Source organism: Paractinoplanes rhizophilus (genome assembly GCF_042664765.1).
GTDB lineage: Bacteria > Actinomycetota > Actinomycetes > Mycobacteriales > Micromonosporaceae > Actinoplanes > Actinoplanes rhizophilus.
Window position 1 is genome coordinate 219,884 of record NZ_JBHTBJ010000005.1, and the last position, 16,028, is coordinate 235,911.

Sequence of the window (16,028 nt, forward strand, 5' to 3'; positions counted from 1 at the left end):
GGGTCGGTCACCTCAGCGGCACTCGGGCACTTCGTCGAAGGCCTGCTTGAGCTCGGGGGAGTCGAGCTTGCTCGTGTCGAGGCTGCTCGCCTGGTAGTCGGTGTTGAGCTGGGCGACGACCTTTTCCACCTGCTGGTAGAAGACCTTGGCGGGGGTGGTGGCCAGGCCGTCGATGCCGGTGGCGGCCTTGCCGTAGGCGTCGCGCAGGCCCGCCAGCGCGCCGGTGAAGCCCTCGGCGATCTTTTTGCCGTTGTCCACGTCGGGCACGCCGGCCTCGGCCACCCCGGCGCGGGCCCGCTCGCTCGCCTTCTGCGCGCCGGCGAAGAGCCGGCTCAGATTTTCCTTGGCCTGGGTGGGCGTGGTGTTGACGTTGATCTGCTGCTGGGCACGGGTGGTGAGCGAGCCGATCTCGGTGCGCCACGGACTCAGCGTGCCGCACACCGACGCGGCCCAGGCACGCGCGTTGTGCGCGCTCCCACACGCCGCGGCGCTCAGGACGAGCGCGACCAGAAGCACAACCGAGAGGGGACGGGCCGCACGCATGGGAAGCAGCGTACGGCCCGGGTGTGACAACCTTCCACGGTGCTGGCGGGGGTGCCCTCGCGGGCACCCCCGTCGATGATCGTCAGGCGCTGACCTTCTCGGTCGGCGTCGAGTTGTCCACCGGGGTGTCGTCGCCCATCGAGATCGGCTTGCGCTTGCTGATGACGACGGCCGCGACGACGATCGCCGCCGCCACGATCGCGATGGTGACCCGCAGCGGGGTGTTGGCGTCCGAGCCGATGCTCCAGCTCACCACGGCCGGCGCGATCAGCAGCGAGACCAGGTTCATCACCTTGAGCAGCGGGTTGATCGCCGGACCCGCGGTGTCCTTGAACGGGTCGCCCACGGTGTCGCCGATGACCGTCGCCGCGTGGGCCTCGGAGCCCTTGCCGCCGTACGAGCCGTCCTCGACCAGCTTCTTGGCGTTGTCCCAGGCGCCACCGGAGTTGGCCAGGAACACCGCCATCAGCGTGCCGGCGCCGATCGCGCCGGCCAGGTAGGCCGCCAGCGCGCCGGCGCCGAGGCCGAAGCCGACCGCGATCGGGGCCATGATCGCCAGCAGGCCGGGGGTGAGCAGCTCGCGCTGCGCGTCCCGGGTGCAGATGTCGACGACCCGGCCGTACTCGGGCCGCTCGGTGCGGTCCATGATCCCCGGGTGCTCGCGGAACTGGCGGCGGACCTCCATCACGACCGCGCCGGCCGAGCGGGAGACCGCGTTGATCGCCAGGCCGGAGAAGAGGAAGACCACCGCGGCGCCGATGAGCAGGCCGACCAGGCTGCGCGGGTTGGCGATGTTGAGCAGGCCGAGGATCTCGGCCCCGACGTCCTTGATCCCGGCGTCGGCCAGCGAGCTGGCCAGGCTGTTCGTGTACGAGCCGAACAGCGCCGTCGCCGCGAGCACGGCGGTCGCGATCGCGATGCCCTTGGTGATCGCCTTGGTGGTGTTGCCGACCGCGTCGAGCTCGGTCAGGATCTGCGCGCCGTGCTCGTCGATGTCGCCGGACATCTCGGCGATGCCCTGCGCGTTGTCGGAGATCGGGCCGAAGGTGTCCATGGCGACGATGACGCCGACCGTGGTGAGCAGGCCGGTGCCGGCGAGCGCCACCGCGAACAGCGACAGGGTCAGCGACGAGCCGCCGAGCAGGAACGCGCCGTAGACGCCGGCGGCGATCAGCAGCGCCGAGTAGACGGCCGACTCGAGGCCGACGCTGATGCCGGCCAGCACGACGGTGGCCGGGCCGGTCTGCGACGACTTGCCGATGTCCTGCACCGGGCGGCGGTTGGTCTCGGTGAAGTAGCCGGTCAGCGCCTGGATGGCGGCGGCCAGCACGATGCCGATCACCACCGCGCCGACGGCGACCCAGCGCGGGTCGCGGCCGCTGTTGACGATGTCGTCGCCGATGCCCGTGTCGTTGAAGCCGGCGAACGAGCTCGGCAGGTAGATGAAGCTGACCACGGCCACCGCGATCGCGGAGAGCGCGGCCGAGATGTAGAAGGCCCGGTTGATCGCGGTGAGACCGTTCTTGTCGGACGGACGCAGCCGGGTGATGAACACGCCGACGACGGCGATCACGATGCCGATCGTCGAGACGATCAGCGGGAAGATCAGGCCGTCCTGGCCGAACGCGGCCTGGCCCAGGATCAGCGCGGCGACCAGGGTGACGGCGTACGACTCGAACAGGTCGGCCGCCATGCCGGCACAGTCGCCGACGTTGTCGCCCACGTTGTCGGCGATGGTCGCGGCGTTGCGCGGGTCGTCCTCGGGGATGCCCTGCTCCACCTTGCCGACCAGGTCGGCGCCGACGTCGGCGGCCTTGGTGAAGATGCCGCCGCCGACCCGCATGAACATCGCGAGCAGCGCGGCGCCGAAGCCGAAGCCCTCGAGCACGGTCGGCGCGTCACTGTTGAAGATCAGCACGACGAGCGCGCCACCGAACAGGCCCAGGCCGACGGTGAGGAAGCCGACCACGCCGCCGGTGCGGAACGCGATGCCCATCGCGGTCTCGCGGCCGCCCTGCTCGCCGGCGGCCGCGGCCACCCGCAGGTTCGCCCGGGTCGCGAGGGCCATGCCCGCGCCGCCGATGAACGACGAGAAGACCGCGCCCACGACGAAGAACAGCGAGCGGCCGATCTTGACCCAGACCTCGTTGTCGGTTTCGTGCACCGGCAGCAGGTAGAGCAAGACGACCGCGATCACTACGAAGATCGCCAGTGTCCTGAACTGACGGAACAGGTACGCCGACGCGCCTTCCTGCACGGCGCCGGCGATCTCCTGCATGTTCTTGGTGCCTCGCCCGGTCTTCAGAACCGACTGGACGAACATCGCGGCGAAGCCCAGCGCGATGAGCGCGAAGACCAGCGCGACGATGATGAATGTGACGTTGGAACCACTCAGGGACACTCCGCCCGCGGCAGAAGTTATCAAAGTCCCGGACATCAATGTCCTCCTGTACAACGACCGCACCCGAGGCGACGGACGAAAACGCCCGGGCGCATCCCCGTTACCGGGGAGACGACAACTGGGCCCCGCGGACGCGGGACCAGGAGCAGTAGCTGATAACTCGCGTACTGTATCGGCCGGTCGTGGTGGTGGTCACACCCGGTTCCGACCGTGTCGTGGTGATGTTCGCCGCTGTGTTAGCGCGGCGCCAGAGGGGTACCCATCTTTTTTGATCTTTAGCGGGTCACCTGCGCTGCACCGGCCACACCATTCGGACCTCCGTGCCGGGACCGTCCTCGACCGGGCGAACCTGCAGGTCATCGACAAATCCGGCGAGCAGGGCGAAGCCCACTCCAGTGGTGAGCTCGTCGTCGGTCAGCGACTCGTCGGCGAGCTCGTCGGGCGGCAGTTTGGCCAGGCCCACGCTCGCCTCGATCGGGGCATGATCAATCACCCGAACGGCATATGAGTCCGAATCAGACATTTCGACCGTCACGAGATCGGGCAGGCCGTACTGGACGTGCAGGGCGACCGCGCGCGTGCACGCCTCGCCGATCGCCAGCCGCACCTCGTCGAGCAGTTCCTCGGCGACCCCCGCCCGCCGAGCGACCGCCACGCCGACAAGCCGCGCGGTCCGGACATGGACCGGCGCCGGCGAGAAGGACAGACGGACCGTCGCCATCACGAAGTCGGACCGCTGCCGTCGCTGTCTGCGGTCGCCGCCTCGATCGTGGGGTAGATCGGGAAAACCTGGTCCAGCGCGGTGATCCGGAAGATCTTCAGCAGCGGCTCTTTGGAACAGACCAGGCCGAACCGCCCCTGCGCGACGCGCAGCCGCTTCATCGCCCCGACCAGCACGCCCAGGCCCGTGGAGTCGAGGAACTCGACGCCACCCAGGTCGACAACCACGTTGCGGGCGCCCGCGTCGACGAGCTCCACGAGGCGCTCACGCAGCCTCGGAGCCGTGTAGACGTCGACCTCGCCGCCCACCTCGAGCACCGTGTGCTCGGCGACGGTCCGAGTCGCAAGGGACAGCTCCATCGCTCCTCCTCCCTGCGGATCTCCCCTGCGAATCTAACCACCGCCCGGGTTGCCGCGGCGCACGGCACCCACCCCAGGTACCCGTTTGAGGTTGCGCCCATACCGATGTCAGAGTGCAACGCGTGACGTCCACCGCGCACCGGCCGCTGCTTTCCTCGCCCTCGGTGACCCACATCGAGCGGCTGCCGGCCCGGGCGGGCAAGCGCGTGGCCTGGCCGTCCTGGGCTCCGCCCGCGCTCGTGGCGGCCTGCCGGGAGCGGGGCATCGCCGCGCCGTGGGAGCATCAGGCGGCGGCCGCATCGCTCGCCTTCGATGGGCGGCACGTCGTGCTGGCGACCGGGACGGGGTCGGGCAAGTCGCTGGGCTATCAGCTGCCGGTGCTGGCCCGGCTGTTGAGCGATCCCCGCGCCACGGCGCTCTACATAGCGCCGGCGAAGGCCCTGGCGGCGGATCAGTTGCGGGCGGTCGCGGGTTTCGGTCTTTCCGACGTACGGCCGGCCACTTACGACGGTGACACGGCGCGCGAGGAACGGGAGTGGATCCGGCAGCACTCGCGCTTCGTCCTGACTAATCCGGATATGTTGCATCATGAGATGCTGCCGGGGCACGAACGGTGGGCGACCTTTCTCCGGTGGCTCTCGTACGTGGTGATCGACGAGTGCCACGCCTACCGCGGGGTCTTCGGCTCGCACGTCGCGCATGTCCTGCGCCGGCTGCGCCGGCTGGCCGCCCGGTACGGCGGGAAGCCCACGTTCATCCTCGCGTCGGCCACCTCGGGCGACCCGGCCGAGGCGGCGGCGCGGCTGGTCGGGGCGCCGGTCACGGCGATCACCGAGGACACGTCGCCGCGCGGGGCGATGACGTTCGCGCTCTGGGAGCCGCCGGTCCTGCCGCCTTCGACTTCGCTTCTGGCGGAGGACTTTCCGCAGGTGCGACGGTCGGCCCTGCGGGAAACGGCCGACCTGCTGACCGACGCGGTGGTCAGCGGGACGCGGACGCTGGCGTTCGTCCGGTCGCGGCGCGGGGCCGAGGTGGTGGCGGCGGTGACCCGGCGCCAGCTGGACGAGGCGGTGCCGGGGCTGGGCGAGCGGGTGGCCGCGTACCGGGCCGGCTATCTCAAGGAGGACCGGCGGGAGATCGAGCGGCAGCTGCTGACCGGCGAGCTGCTCGGGCTGGCCTCGACGAACGCGCTGGAGCTGGGCGTCGACCTGGTGGGGCTGGACGCGGTGCTGATCTGCGGCTACCCGGGCACGCGGGCGTCGCTGTGGCAGCAGGCCGGTCGGGCCGGGCGCGCGGGCGGGTCGGCGACGGCGGTGCTGATCGCCCGGGACGATCCGCTGGACACGTACCTGGTGCACCACCCGTCGGCGCTGTTCGGCCGGCCGGTCGAGGCGACTGTGCTCGATCCCGGCAACCCGTACGTCCTGGGGCCGCAGTTGTGCTGCGCCGCGTCGGAATCCCACCTCACGACCGCCGACCTCGCGCTCTTCGGCAGCGGGGCGCGGGCGGCGGTCGACGGTCTCACCGAGGCCGGGGTGCTGCGCCGCCGGCCGACCGGCTGGTACTGGACGCACCAGGGCCGGCCCGACGTGGACCTGCGCGGCACCGGCGGCGCGCCGGTGCAGGTCGTCGAGTCGTCGACCGGCCGGCTGCTGGGCACGGTCGACGCCGGCTCGTCGCACGTCATGCTGCACGCCGGCGCGGTCTATCTGCACCAGGGCGTGACGTACGTGGTCGACGACCTCGACCTCGAGGACGCGGTGGCGCTCGTGCACCAGGAGGAGCCGGACTGGTCGACGCATGCCCGCGACGTGACCGACTTGTCGGTGGTGAGCGTCCGCTCGTATGTGGACGCCGGCCCGGTCGGGCTCTTCCTCGGCGAGGTCGACGTGACGAACCAGGTGGTCTCGTATCAGCGCCGCCGCATCGGCTCGGGCGAGGTGATCGACACCCGGCCACTCGACCTGCCACCACGCGAGCTGCGGACGGTGGCGGTGTGGTTCACCGTGTCGCCGCGGGCGCTGGAGGCGGCCGGGGTCGAGCCGCCCGACTTCCCGGGCGCCCTGCACGCGGCCGAGCATGCCGCGATCGGTCTGCTCCCGCTGATGGCGACATGCGATCGCTGGGACATCGGCGGCCTCTCGACGGCCCACCACCCTGACACCGAGGCGCCGACGGTCTTCGTCTACGACGGCCATCCGGGCGGGGCGGGCTTCGCCGAGCGCGCGTACGAGACGGCGGCGGCCTGGCTGGCCGCGACCCGGGACGCGATCGCCGCGTGCGGGTGCGAGGCCGGCTGCCCGTCCTGCGTCCAGTCCCCGAAGTGCGGCAACGGCAACAATCCCCTCGACAAGCCCGGCGCCGTGGCCGTGCTGGACGCCGTCCTCGCCGCGCTCCCCTGAAATGCCGTCGTACCGCCCGGGGCGCTCAGCCCGCGGGACCGAAGAGCGGGCCCGCTCGGGCGCCCTCCTTCGCGTGCCGCACCATCCCCGGCATCGGCTCGACCTCCACCTCGGCCCAGACCACCACCTCCAGCCCGTCGACCGTGCAGAACGTCAGCCGCCCGCCGTTCGCCGCCGCGAAGTCCGCCGCCCGCGCGCACGCCGCGTCCTCGCCCTCGATCGCCCGCATCGCCGCGGCCAGCGCCGCCAGATCGGCCGCGGTATGTGCCCGGTGCCGCGCGACCCGGGCCGAGCCGATCGCCGTACCGCCGAGCCCGGCCAGCACCAACGCCAGCCCGACGGCCAGCAGAAAGATCGAGGCTCCTCCCCGATCCGGATCTCGTCGCCCTTCTGGCCGGCCGATCATGGGGTCGTCCCGGGTCATTCGATCACCCCGGGCTCCCGGGCCGCGACCGCTCGGCCCTCGACCGTGATCGCCGGAAGGTGTGCGCCCAGCATCCGCACCGGCGCCCGCACGACGACGGTGACCGCGTCGTCGCCGGTCGCTACGTCGATGCTCGCCCCCGGTGGCGCCACCCGGTCCGCCGCCGCGGTCGCACCCTCGCCCCGGGCGCCCGCGATCGCCCCTTCGCGCGCCGCGTCGACGCACTGCCCCTTGGCCGTCACCGCCGCGACCGCGGTGAGCCCGGCCAGGAGCAGCATGATGAGCGCCGGCAGCCCGGCCGCGAGCTCGGCGGTGAACGATCCCCGGTCGCGTCCGGGCGGCCGGCGCTGGATCACTGCAGGGCCCGGTCGATGATCGCGGCGAGCGCGGCCTGCACTCGTTCGCCCCCGACGACCTTGAGCAGAACGCCGGCGAACGTCACCGCGGCGAGCGTGCCGACGGCGTACTCGACGGTGCTCATCCCGGCGTCGCCGGCCTCCACCCGGAGCCGGGCGAAGTTCGCGATCAGTTTGCGCACGTGGTTCTCCTTCGGTTGTGGTTGGCGGCGGCCGACGGGCCGCCGTCGAGTCCGTGACGCGAGGTCACAGAGGTCTGGGCGGTTCAGAGCACGTCCTGAAGCACCGCGATCACGACCGGGGCGAGTCCGGCCAGCAGAAACGCCGGCAGGAAGCACACCCCCAGCGGCAGCACGATCAGCACCGCGGCCCGCTGGGCGGCCGCCTCGGCCGCGACGGACCGGTCGGCGCGCAGGTCGTCGGCGAGCCGGCCGAGCGCCCCGGCGAGCGCTCCCCCGCTGGCGCTCGACCGGACGGCCGCCGCGACCAGCCGCTCGGCGCCGTCGAGGCCGTCGAGGTGTTGCCAGGCCTCGGCCGGTTCCGCACCGAGCCGAAGCGACCGCGCCGTCCGCTGCAGCCGTTCGCCGAGCGGCCCGCCCAGCGCCTCGGCCACCGCGGCGGCGGCCCGGTCGATCGGCGACCCGGCCCGCAGTGCCGCCGCCAGGAGGTCGGCGCCGAGCGGCAGGTCGGCCAGGGCGGCGAGCCGGTCCCGTCGTTTCGCGGGTGGCTCGCGCCGCCGCAGGTACCGCTCGACGCCCACGCCGGCGGCCGCTCCGATGGCCAGACCCCACCAGGACCCGATCAGCCCGGCGACGGCGGCGCCCGCGATCACCGCCAGACCGATCCGGAGAAGGCGCCCCTCGCCCGCGGGCTTCCGCTCCGGCAACGGAGTGAAGCTGCGCCGCAGCCGGTCGAGCCGCCGCCGAGGCACTCGGCGCCGCAACGTCAGCACCAGCAGCAGGCCGGCCGCCATCAGAGCCACCAAGGTCATGGCGACACCCGCATCTCGACCTCGGCCGCCGCGCACACCAGCGAGGCGTCCCCGGCGGCCCCCTCGTCCGCCACCGGCTCCGGCTCGGGCCGGCGACGCCCCACCAGCGCGGCGAGGCAGCAGGGCCGCACCCCAAGCCGAACCGGCCCGCCCGGGCTCAGGAGCGCGTCCAACTGACACCGCTCCTCCATCGTGTCCCTTACCGGACCCCGCGCGGCGAGCGAGGCCGACGCGGGCGAAACCGACGCGGGCGAAACCGACGCGGGCGAGGGCGGGCCGGGCATCGCACTCGTCGCATCCTTCGAGCTATCCGCGCCCGGCTCCCAGCACGGGCCCGCCGTCGCGTTGTTCATCGCGTCGCCCCCGCCGTGAGCCGGTCGGTCCAGATCAGGCCGCCGGTCTGCAGCACCACGGCCCCGGCCGCGCACGCCGCGCCCATCGGGGTGTGCAGCAGCACTCCCACCGGGTCGGCGCCGATCCCGATTCCCAGGCCGATCCCGCCGGCCGGCAGCCCGGCCAGCAGCAACGCCGTGGCCTGCGCCCCGGCCGCCTGGGCCGCCGCGGAGTCGGCGGCACGATCCGCCGCCCGCGCGTCCGCCTCGATCCGCTCGACGAGGTCGGCCGCCGGCGCCCCGGTCCGCTCGGCCAGCCGCCACACCGACGACGCCAGCCGCTCAAGACGCCCGGTCGTCCAGGCCTCCGGCGCGGACCGGCCGGGGCCGGCCGCTCCGGCGCGTCCTGGACCGACATCGGCCACCGCATGGGCAAACTCGCCCCGCGCCGAACCGGCGGGCGGCAGCCCCGCCCGAAGATCGGCCGCCAGCGCTCCCCGACCCGAACCGGCGGGCGGCAGCCCCGCCCGAAGATCGGCCGCCAGCGCTCCCAGACCCGCAAGCGCGGCCGCCCGCCACGCCCGCGCCCGCCGCCGAGCCGTCCGCCGCAGCACCGCCCGGCCGGCCAGCCCGGCATAGGCGCCGGCCACCACCGCGAGCACCGGCCCGCCGACCGCCAGCCCGGCCGCCGCGGCGGCACTCACGCCGGCGACGACCGCCCGCGGCGACGCCCACGAGAGGCGGCGCCGTGCGGGCCGGGCGAACACCGCGGGCCAGGCGAACACCGCGGCCACGGCCACGAGGCACCCCACCAGGAGCGTGCTCATGCACCCACCCCCGGCGCAGGCTCGAGGACCGCCGGCACGGCGACCCCGCGACCGGCCAGCAGCCGTGCCAGCGCCGTCGCGCCCGGCGCGGCCCCACGCGTACGCCTCCAGGCCGGCACCACGGTCGCGAGCCGCTGCTCCCCGGCCGGCAGCAGCACGCTCACCGACTCGAGCGACCGCCCCCGGGCCGTACGCCGAACGTGCAGCACCACCTGCAGCGCCGCCACCACCTGCGCGTGCAGCGCGGCCCGCGGCAATCCACCGAGCAGCCCCAGCGCCTCCAGCCGCGCCGGCACGTCGCCCGCCGTGTTGGCGTGCAGCGTCCCCGCCCCGCCGTCGTGCCCCGTGTTCAGCGCGCCCAGCAGATCGACTATCTCCGCGCCACGGCACTCCCCGACCACCAGCCGGTCGGGCCGCATCCGCAGCGCCTGCCGCACCAGATCGGTCAGCCCGATCGCCCCCGCCCCCTCCACGTTGGCGGTACGTGCCTGCAGCGCGACCACGTGCGGATGCACCGGCCGGAGCTCGGCCGCGTCCTCGACCAGCACGATCCGCTCGGTCGGCGGCACGAGCCCGAGCAGCGTGGCCAGCAGCGTCGTCTTGCCGCTGCCGGTTCCGCCGGTGACGAGGTACGCCAGGCGGGCCTGCACGATGGCCCGCAGCACCGGCGCCGCGGTCTGGGCGAGGGTGCCGTGCTCGACCAGGTCGTCCAGCGTGAACGGCCGCTGACGGAAGGTCCGCAGCGACAGGTACGGCCCGTCGGTGGCCACCGGCGGCAGCACCGCGTGCAGCCGGGTGCCGTCCGGCAGGCGGGCGTCGGCGTAGGGCTGACCGTCGTCGAGCCGACGCCCGCACGCCGCCGCCAGCCGCTGGGCGAGCCGCCGTACCTCGTCGTAGTCGCGGAACATCTCGCCGGCCCGTTCCAGCCCGGCGCCCCGGTCGACCCAGACCTGCTTGCCGTTCACCAGCACGTCGGTCACCTCGGGATGGGCCAGGAACGGCGCGAGCGGCCCGGCGCCGACGAGCTCGTCGTGCACCCGGTCGGCCAGGCGCAGCACGGCGTGATCGCCGAGCGACCCGGTCTCCCGGCGCACCGCGTGGACCACCGCGGCGGGCGTGGCCTCCACGCCGCCGACCGCGAACTGCTGCCGCACCGACGTGGTGAGCTCCCCGTACGTCGTCATGCCGCCGCGCTCCGCCGCTCGTGGAGCAGGTTGTCGAGAAGCTCGCGGCACAGCGCGGCGAGCCGCCCGCGCGCCGCGTGCGCCGGACCCTTGCCGTTCTCGATCTCCACCAGCATGTCGGGCTCGGCGCGCAGCACCCCGGCCAGCGGAAGCTCGAGCGCCTTGGCGACCTCGCGGGGCGGGAGCGGAACGGGCGCCGGGCCGCGCACCACCACCGCGAGGTCGCCGCGGTGCACCCGGATCGCCTGCGCCACCCCACGGGCGCCGGCGAGGGCCCGCAGCTCGGGCCGGACGACCAGCACGGCCCGGTCGGCGGTCTGGAGCGCGAGCACCGACGGGTCGTCGAGTCGCCGAGGCAGGTCCGCCACGATCACATCGCGGGCGCGGCGGCCGGCGTGGAGGGCGGCGGCCATCGCCTCGCTGGGCACCGACGCCGGCTCGTCCCGGGCGAACGACAACAGCACCAGGTCGCCGCGCTGCGGCAGGGCGCGCAGCAGCCCCGGCGGGTCGACCCGGCCGCCGGCCTGGGCCAGCGCGGGCCATCGCAGGCCGTCTTGCGCTTCCCAGCCGAGCAGCACGTCGAGGCCGCCGCCGAGCGGGTCGCCGTCGACGAGCAGGGTGCGGTGCCCGGCCCGGACGGCGGTGACCGCGAGCCCGCCGGCGAGGATGCTGGCGCCCGCGCCGCCGCTACCCCCGATCACGGCGATGGTGCGGGCCAGGGGCGGGTCGGAATGCGGCAACGAGGCGAACCGGTCGACCAGCCAGGCCTCGCCGTCCGGCAACAGGCAGACGTGAACCTCGCCGAGCCGCTCGGCCACCGCGTCGACGCCGGGTGGCCACTTGCGGCGGGCCACGATCACCGTGCGGGAATGGCGGGGCAGACCGGCCCGCAGGCATGCGACGACGACATCGGCGCCGAAGACGACCATGGGCGCGGCGGTGACCGCCGGGCCGGCCGAGAGCGGGTCGGCGGCGACGACGACCTCGGTGCCGCCGGCGGCGGCGAGGCGCACCAGGTCGTCGAGAAGCTCCTGGTCGGCGGTCACGACGAGGGGCAGGCGCGGAGCGGGCATCGTGGCTCTCCAACACGGCGTCGGGGTGGATGAGGCGCCCACCGTCGCGGAGGGCCGCACCGCCCGGCAAGGCCGTCGGCCGACGTCTGTGGATAACTCGGGCCGGTGTGGATAACCCGCACGGCCGCGGTTGATCTGCTATGCGTAGCGGGATAAATCGGGCATCAACCGGCGTACGGGCGGCACCGGTTGGGTATGTTGATGCCGACACGGGATTGATGGGGTTGGCATGGAAAGCTCGATCCAGCGCACGCTCGCCGACGACGGCACAGCCACTGTCACCGTGCACGGGGAGATCGACTTCGCCAACTGCGACGAGCTCACCGGCCGCGCACGCGAGGCCGTCCGCGAGTGGTCGCCGCCGACCCTCCGCGTGGATCTGGAAAAGGCCGACTTCATCGACACGACGGGCCTCGGCGCGCTGATCGAGGCCTACAAGGAAGCCAACGCGGCCGGCGCCCGATTCGTTGTCGTGAACCCGACTCCGTTGTTCCGCCGGGTCCTCGACATCACCGGCCTGTCCGAGCTGTTCGGGCTGACCGACGCGGAGGTGCGGGCCACCGCGGTGGAGAGCGAAGCCTCGGGAACGTAGGAGAAGAGCCGCCACCACATAGGGAACGACCCCCGTCGGGGGAGACGGGGGCCGTCCGAGGATTCGGCTCCGGGGGGGTCGAGCCGAATCGACTCGGTGATCGCGGGGGGCGCAACCACCGAGGGTCAGGTGATGGAAGCGGACAGTCAATGAGGCGACCGCGATACATGAATCCCGATCGCAACAGCACTAGCATGCCTCACGAAAGGCACACCCGTCGAGTACCGATTGTGGCTCGGTGCGTGGGTGCTGCCCGTCTGACTGATTTCACAGCGCGTCACCAAGCCTCCGCGCGCCGCACCGGGGACGACGGGGATGACCGACTTGCGGCTACACTTTCGGCCCGTGGGGCGCAGCGCCGCGTTTTTCGACCTTGACAAGACCGTCATCGCCAAGTCCAGCGCGCTGGCCTTCGGACGGCCGTTCTACCGTGATGGCCTGATCAGCCGCCGCGACGTCGTCAAATCCGCTTACGCTCAGCTCATGTTCCGCCTGGGTGGCGGGGGTGACGAGCAGGCCATGGCCCGCACGCGCGACTACCTGGCCGCGCTCACCAAGGGCTGGCGGGTCGAGCAGGTGCAACAGGTCATCGCCGAGACCCTCGACGAACTGATAAACCCTTACGTGTACGCCGAGGCCGCCATCCTGATCAGCGAACATCAGGCGGCCGGCCGCGACGTCGTGCTGGTGTCGGCCTCCGGCGAGGAGATGGTCCGCCCGATCGGCGCCCTGCTCGGCATCACCGACGTGATCGCCACCCGCATGCGCATCGTCGACGGCCGGTACAGCGGCGAGATCGAGTTCTACGCCGCCGGCCCCAACAAGGTGGTCGGCGTGCAAGCGCTGGCCGCGAGCCGGGGCTACGACCTGGCGGATTGCTACGCCTACTCCGACTCGGCCAGCGACCTGCCCCTGCTCACCGCGGTGGGCCACCCGAGCGTCGTGAATCCCGACCGGGCCCTGCGCCGCGCGGCGCTGGAGAACTCGTGGCCGATCCTCGAGTTCCGCAACCCCATCCCGGTCGGCAAGCGCCTGCGAGACCGTCCGGCCGTCCCGGTGGCGGCCGCGCTGGGCGTCGGCGTCGGCGCCGCGATCGGCTTGGCCCTTTACGCCAGGCATCGCCGCTCACGCGCCGCCGTTTAATTAACACGGCACCCGAGACCACCCCGGAACGTGCGCTCAGCAGCGCAAAGAGTGATTGCCGCCCGGCACCGAGGGCCAGTGAGCAGCGCGAATGGCATTGGTCTGACTACTCTGGAAGGCGAGGTTTGCCAGCCTGAAGCCCTGGCGATCAAGCGGCGAGCGGCGTAGAAAGAACTGGCGAGAACCGTTGCGGAGGACCAGGAGCCGGGGAGACCCGGGGGTCGGGATACCTGAGCTTCGGAAGGCCATCGCTCCACGGTCACGCGCATCGGCGCTCGTGCACGGCCACCGGGAACCCACGCGCGATCAGCCACGGCAGGCACGTTGCGGCGGGACCTCAGCCGAGAGGCTTCAGGACTGTCGACAACGACCCAGGTGCACGCTTGATAACCCGGTCCGGACGCGCTAAAGCCGGCGCCCCTAGCGGGACGCCGGCTCTATTTTGTGCACCCGCCGCCGCACACGGCGTGCCGCCCGCCGCCACAACACCACCGCGCCGCGCCGCCACCCGCACCACCGCGCCGCCACCCGCACCACCGCGCCCCGCCGCCACCCGCACCACCGCGCCGCCACCCGCACCACCGCGCCCCGCCCGCTACCCACGCCACGGCGCCCCGCCCGCTACCCACGCCACGGCGCCCCGCCCGCTACCCACGCCACGGCGCCCCGCCACCGAACCACCGCGCCCCGCGCCGCGCCCGCCACCGAACCACCGCGGCGCCGCCGCCACACCACCGCACCCCGCCGCCACACCACAAGCCGGGCCTCGACCGCCCCGGAATTAGAGCCGACACTCCTGCGAGGCCGAGCCGCTCCCAGGTCACCGCCTCCATGGCGCCACCTGGCCCCAGCGCCACGCCGTCTGGATCGTGATGACCTGGAGTCAACCGCGAACGCCAAATCATCAGAGCTCCGGGGCAACGCCGCGACCGCCTGGATCGTGATGACCTGGAGCCAGCCGCGAACGCCAAATCATCAGAGCTCCGGGGCAACGCCGCGACCGCCTGGATCGTGATGACCTGGAGCCAGCCGCGAACGCCAAATCATCAGAGCTCCGGGGCAACGCCGCGACCGCCTGGATCGTGATGACCTGGAGTCAACCGCGAACGCCAAATCATCAGAGCTCCGGGGCAACGCCGCGAACAACGCCGCGCTCGGCCCCACAGCCGGCCGGATCGTGATGACATGCGGCGAGGAGGGTGCAGCAGATCATCAAGATCCCCGGGGTGAGTCAGGCGGGAGCGTGACCGGAGGTTTGCGCGCATCCGGCATGCAGCCACAGCCCGGCGCGGGCGGCACGGGACGGTGAGTTGCAATCAGCTCGCCGGGGCGACGCGGGGACTCTGTCGGACCCGTACTCAATAGGTGTTTTGGGCGGCTAAATGGCGGTTACGCAGCTCGTGGTAGACCGCGCGGAACACCGACGGCCGGGAGTGGAAATCGATGCCCTGGTCCCACAGCTCGGTGTTGACCATCGAGCCGTCGCGCCGCTCGATGAGCACGGTCATGCCGCTCTCGATCCGCCAGGGCCCGACGCGATGGCTGGCCTTGTGCAAGCGCACATGGGCGACGTCGCGCCAGGACATGGTGCGGGAGCGGATCAGGCCGTGGATGCGCAGGCCGGTGGCGCCGACGTAGGCGCCCATCTGCAGGATCCGGTGGGCGCCGATCACCCAGAGCGCCGCCAGGGCGCACGCGACCAGCTTGACGCCCTGGCCGGTCAGGTCGAACTGGCGGATCGTGGCCCAGGCGAGGAGGGCGAGTGCGAGCGCCTCCCAGCCGATCACCAGCCAGCGGCCGGGGCCGGGCGAGTACGGGCGGAACCACATTTCGTCCACGGGAGCGAGTATCCCAGCGTGCACGGGCCGTGAGACCCGCTTGACGGAAAGTTTGGCCGATCAGGCCGCGGCCAGAACCCCATCGCCGATGACGGCCAGCTCGTCGGCGGCCGTGGAGACCGCGGCGGCGTAGTGGCGCAGCCAGGAGCGGAGGCCGTCGGGGGTGCCGGTGGCGTAGGCGCCGGCCGAGCCGACGTATTCCGGCTCGCGGGCGAGATGCCCGATCTCGACGGCGACCAGGCCACGGGGGTCGAGGCCGCGGCCGATCAGCGTCAGGCGGGCGGCGGCGCGGGCGACGACCCCGGCGGGGCCGGCGAACGGGCGCAGCGTGATGAGCTCGGCGTGCACGATGGCGGCCAGCAGCAGGGGTGGCGTCTCCGCATTGCCGGCGACCAGCCGGGCCAGCGCGTCCACCCGATCGGCGCCGCCGGTGAGGCGGCCCAGGTCGTCGGCGGGGACGACGCCGCGCGCGGCCAGCACGTGCAGCTTGGCCAGCACCTGCCGCGGCGCGCGGGGCCAGAGGTCGACCAGGCCGCCGAGGCCCTCGGCCACCCGCAGCGACCCCTGCACCACCGGATCGGTGACCGTGCCGCCGCGGATCTCCTCGACGTCGTAGGGATGGCCCTCGAGCGCGGCGCTCGCCACCGCGGCCCGCAGCGACGCCTCGGCCGCGACCTGGCCACCGTGCCGGCGCAACGCGCGGTGCCGCATCGCGGCGTCCACCCGGTCGCGGGCGGCGGCGAGGGAGTCGGCGACGTCGGCAAGATCGAGCAGCGGTGCGAGAGGGTCCACCCGACCACCGTAGCGGGTAAGACGGGCGAAACCTGGGGTGCGCAAAGGGG

Annotated in this window: 16 protein-coding genes and 1 pseudogene; 3 read left to right on the forward strand and 14 right to left on the reverse strand. The window is 73.1% G+C overall.

Annotated features, from left to right (window positions below; all coding sequences use genetic code 11):
* Positions 1-12: 12 nt before the first annotated feature.
* From ACFQS1_RS10135 to ACFQS1_RS10150, 4 genes are all read right to left on the reverse strand, one after another.
* Positions 13-543, reverse strand: coding sequence for a hypothetical protein (locus ACFQS1_RS10135; protein ID WP_378966131.1), 531 nt, complete (start codon positions 541-543; stop codon positions 13-15).
* Positions 544-625: 82 nt separating this feature from the next.
* Complete coding sequence (locus ACFQS1_RS10140; RefSeq protein WP_378966134.1) at positions 626-2,980, reverse strand: sodium-translocating pyrophosphatase; 2,355 nt, start codon at positions 2,978-2,980, stop codon at positions 626-628.
* Positions 2,981-3,227: 247 nt separating this feature from the next.
* A complete protein-coding gene (locus ACFQS1_RS10145) occupies positions 3,228-3,668 on the reverse strand; it encodes an ATP-binding protein (RefSeq protein WP_378966136.1) in 441 nt (146 codons plus the stop codon).
* The gene (locus ACFQS1_RS10150; protein WP_378966138.1) at positions 3,665-4,024 is read right to left on the reverse strand and encodes an STAS domain-containing protein; all 360 of its coding nucleotides are present in this window, start codon (positions 4,022-4,024) and stop codon (positions 3,665-3,667) included. Before ACFQS1_RS10150 ends, ACFQS1_RS10145 begins: the two co-directional genes overlap by 4 nt.
* A 113-nt stretch (positions 4,025-4,137) precedes the next feature.
* Here ACFQS1_RS10150 and ACFQS1_RS10155 point away from each other — a divergent pair.
* A pseudogene (locus ACFQS1_RS10155) lies at positions 4,138-6,423 on the forward strand (DEAD/DEAH box helicase); the annotation flags it as partial.
* Between the two features lie 28 nt (positions 6,424-6,451).
* Here the strand turns inward: ACFQS1_RS10155 and ACFQS1_RS10160 are convergent.
* The 8 genes from ACFQS1_RS10160 to ssd all read right to left on the reverse strand — a co-directional run bounded on the left by ACFQS1_RS10160 (position 6,452) and on the right by ssd (position 11,613).
* Entirely contained in the window at positions 6,452-6,850 is a 399-nt protein-coding gene (locus ACFQS1_RS10160) for an Rv3654c family TadE-like protein (RefSeq protein WP_378966140.1), read from the reverse strand.
* The gene (locus ACFQS1_RS10165; protein ID WP_378966143.1) at positions 6,847-7,206 is read right to left on the reverse strand and encodes a TadE family type IV pilus minor pilin; all 360 of its coding nucleotides are present in this window, start codon (positions 7,204-7,206) and stop codon (positions 6,847-6,849) included. Before ACFQS1_RS10165 ends, ACFQS1_RS10160 begins: the two co-directional genes overlap by 4 nt.
* A complete protein-coding gene (locus ACFQS1_RS10170) occupies positions 7,203-7,331 on the reverse strand; it encodes a DUF4244 domain-containing protein (RefSeq protein ID WP_378966372.1) in 129 nt (42 codons plus the stop codon). Before ACFQS1_RS10170 ends, ACFQS1_RS10165 begins: the two co-directional genes overlap by 4 nt.
* 140 nt (positions 7,332-7,471) lie before the next feature.
* The gene (locus ACFQS1_RS10175) at positions 7,472-8,197 is read right to left on the reverse strand and encodes a type II secretion system F family protein (RefSeq protein ID WP_378966145.1); all 726 of its coding nucleotides are present in this window, start codon (positions 8,195-8,197) and stop codon (positions 7,472-7,474) included.
* Complete coding sequence (locus tag ACFQS1_RS10180) at positions 8,194-8,370, reverse strand: hypothetical protein (RefSeq protein WP_378966147.1); 177 nt, start codon at positions 8,368-8,370, stop codon at positions 8,194-8,196. The genes ACFQS1_RS10175 and ACFQS1_RS10180 overlap by 4 nt, the downstream gene beginning before the upstream one ends.
* Before the next feature lie 176 nt (positions 8,371-8,546).
* Positions 8,547-9,356 (reverse strand): hypothetical protein, encoded by an 810-nt coding sequence (locus ACFQS1_RS10185; RefSeq protein WP_378966150.1) that lies wholly within the window; start codon positions 9,354-9,356, stop codon positions 8,547-8,549.
* The gene (locus tag ACFQS1_RS10190; RefSeq protein ID WP_378966152.1) at positions 9,353-10,540 is read right to left on the reverse strand and encodes a TadA family conjugal transfer-associated ATPase; all 1,188 of its coding nucleotides are present in this window, start codon (positions 10,538-10,540) and stop codon (positions 9,353-9,355) included. The genes ACFQS1_RS10185 and ACFQS1_RS10190 overlap by 4 nt, the downstream gene beginning before the upstream one ends.
* The gene (gene ssd / locus ACFQS1_RS10195; protein ID WP_378966154.1) at positions 10,537-11,613 is read right to left on the reverse strand and encodes a septum site-determining protein Ssd; all 1,077 of its coding nucleotides are present in this window, start codon (positions 11,611-11,613) and stop codon (positions 10,537-10,539) included. Before ssd ends, ACFQS1_RS10190 begins: the two co-directional genes overlap by 4 nt.
* A gap of 229 nt (positions 11,614-11,842) precedes the next feature.
* On the opposite strand from ssd, the gene ACFQS1_RS10200 reads away from it, so the two are divergent.
* Complete coding sequence (locus ACFQS1_RS10200) at positions 11,843-12,205, forward strand: STAS domain-containing protein (RefSeq protein WP_378966156.1); 363 nt, start codon at positions 11,843-11,845, stop codon at positions 12,203-12,205.
* Positions 12,206-12,550: 345 nt separating this feature from the next.
* A complete protein-coding gene (locus tag ACFQS1_RS10205) occupies positions 12,551-13,348 on the forward strand; it encodes an HAD family hydrolase (RefSeq protein WP_378966159.1) in 798 nt (265 codons plus the stop codon).
* Positions 13,349-14,706: 1,358 nt separating this feature from the next.
* On the opposite strand, the gene ACFQS1_RS10210 is transcribed toward ACFQS1_RS10205, so the two are convergent.
* Both ACFQS1_RS10210 and ACFQS1_RS10215 read right to left on the reverse strand, forming a co-directional pair.
* The gene (locus ACFQS1_RS10210; protein ID WP_378966374.1) at positions 14,707-15,177 is read right to left on the reverse strand and encodes a PH domain-containing protein; all 471 of its coding nucleotides are present in this window, start codon (positions 15,175-15,177) and stop codon (positions 14,707-14,709) included.
* Between the two features lie 69 nt (positions 15,178-15,246).
* Positions 15,247-15,978, reverse strand: coding sequence for a Fic family protein (locus ACFQS1_RS10215; protein ID WP_378966162.1), 732 nt, complete (start codon positions 15,976-15,978; stop codon positions 15,247-15,249).
* Positions 15,979-16,028: the final 50 nt, after the last annotated feature.

Coding starts and splice junctions, on each gene's coding strand:
- ACFQS1_RS10135 (WP_378966131.1), bottom strand. CDS start 543: ATGCGTGCGGCCCGTCCCCTCTCGGTTGTGCTTCTGGTCGCGCTCGTC.
- ACFQS1_RS10140 (WP_378966134.1), bottom strand. CDS start 2,980: ATGTCCGGGACTTTGATAACTTCTGCCGCGGGCGGAGTGTCCCTGAGT.
- ACFQS1_RS10150 (WP_378966138.1), bottom strand. CDS start 4,024: ATGGAGCTGTCCCTTGCGACTCGGACCGTCGCCGAGCACACGGTGCTC.
- ACFQS1_RS10160 (WP_378966140.1), bottom strand. CDS start 6,850: ATGACCCGGGACGACCCCATGATCGGCCGGCCAGAAGGGCGACGAGAT.
- ACFQS1_RS10170 (WP_378966372.1), bottom strand. CDS start 7,331: ATGAGCACCGTCGAGTACGCCGTCGGCACGCTCGCCGCGGTGACGTTC.
- ACFQS1_RS10175 (WP_378966145.1), bottom strand. CDS start 8,197: ATGACCTTGGTGGCTCTGATGGCGGCCGGCCTGCTGCTGGTGCTGACG.
- ACFQS1_RS10185 (WP_378966150.1), bottom strand. CDS start 9,356: ATGAGCACGCTCCTGGTGGGGTGCCTCGTGGCCGTGGCCGCGGTGTTC.
- ACFQS1_RS10190 (WP_378966152.1), bottom strand. CDS start 10,540: ATGACGACGTACGGGGAGCTCACCACGTCGGTGCGGCAGCAGTTCGCG.
- ssd (WP_378966154.1), bottom strand. CDS start 11,613: ATGCCCGCTCCGCGCCTGCCCCTCGTCGTGACCGCCGACCAGGAGCTT.
- ACFQS1_RS10200 (WP_378966156.1), top strand. CDS start 11,843: ATGGAAAGCTCGATCCAGCGCACGCTCGCCGACGACGGCACAGCCACT.
- ACFQS1_RS10210 (WP_378966374.1), bottom strand. CDS start 15,177: ATGTGGTTCCGCCCGTACTCGCCCGGCCCCGGCCGCTGGCTGGTGATC.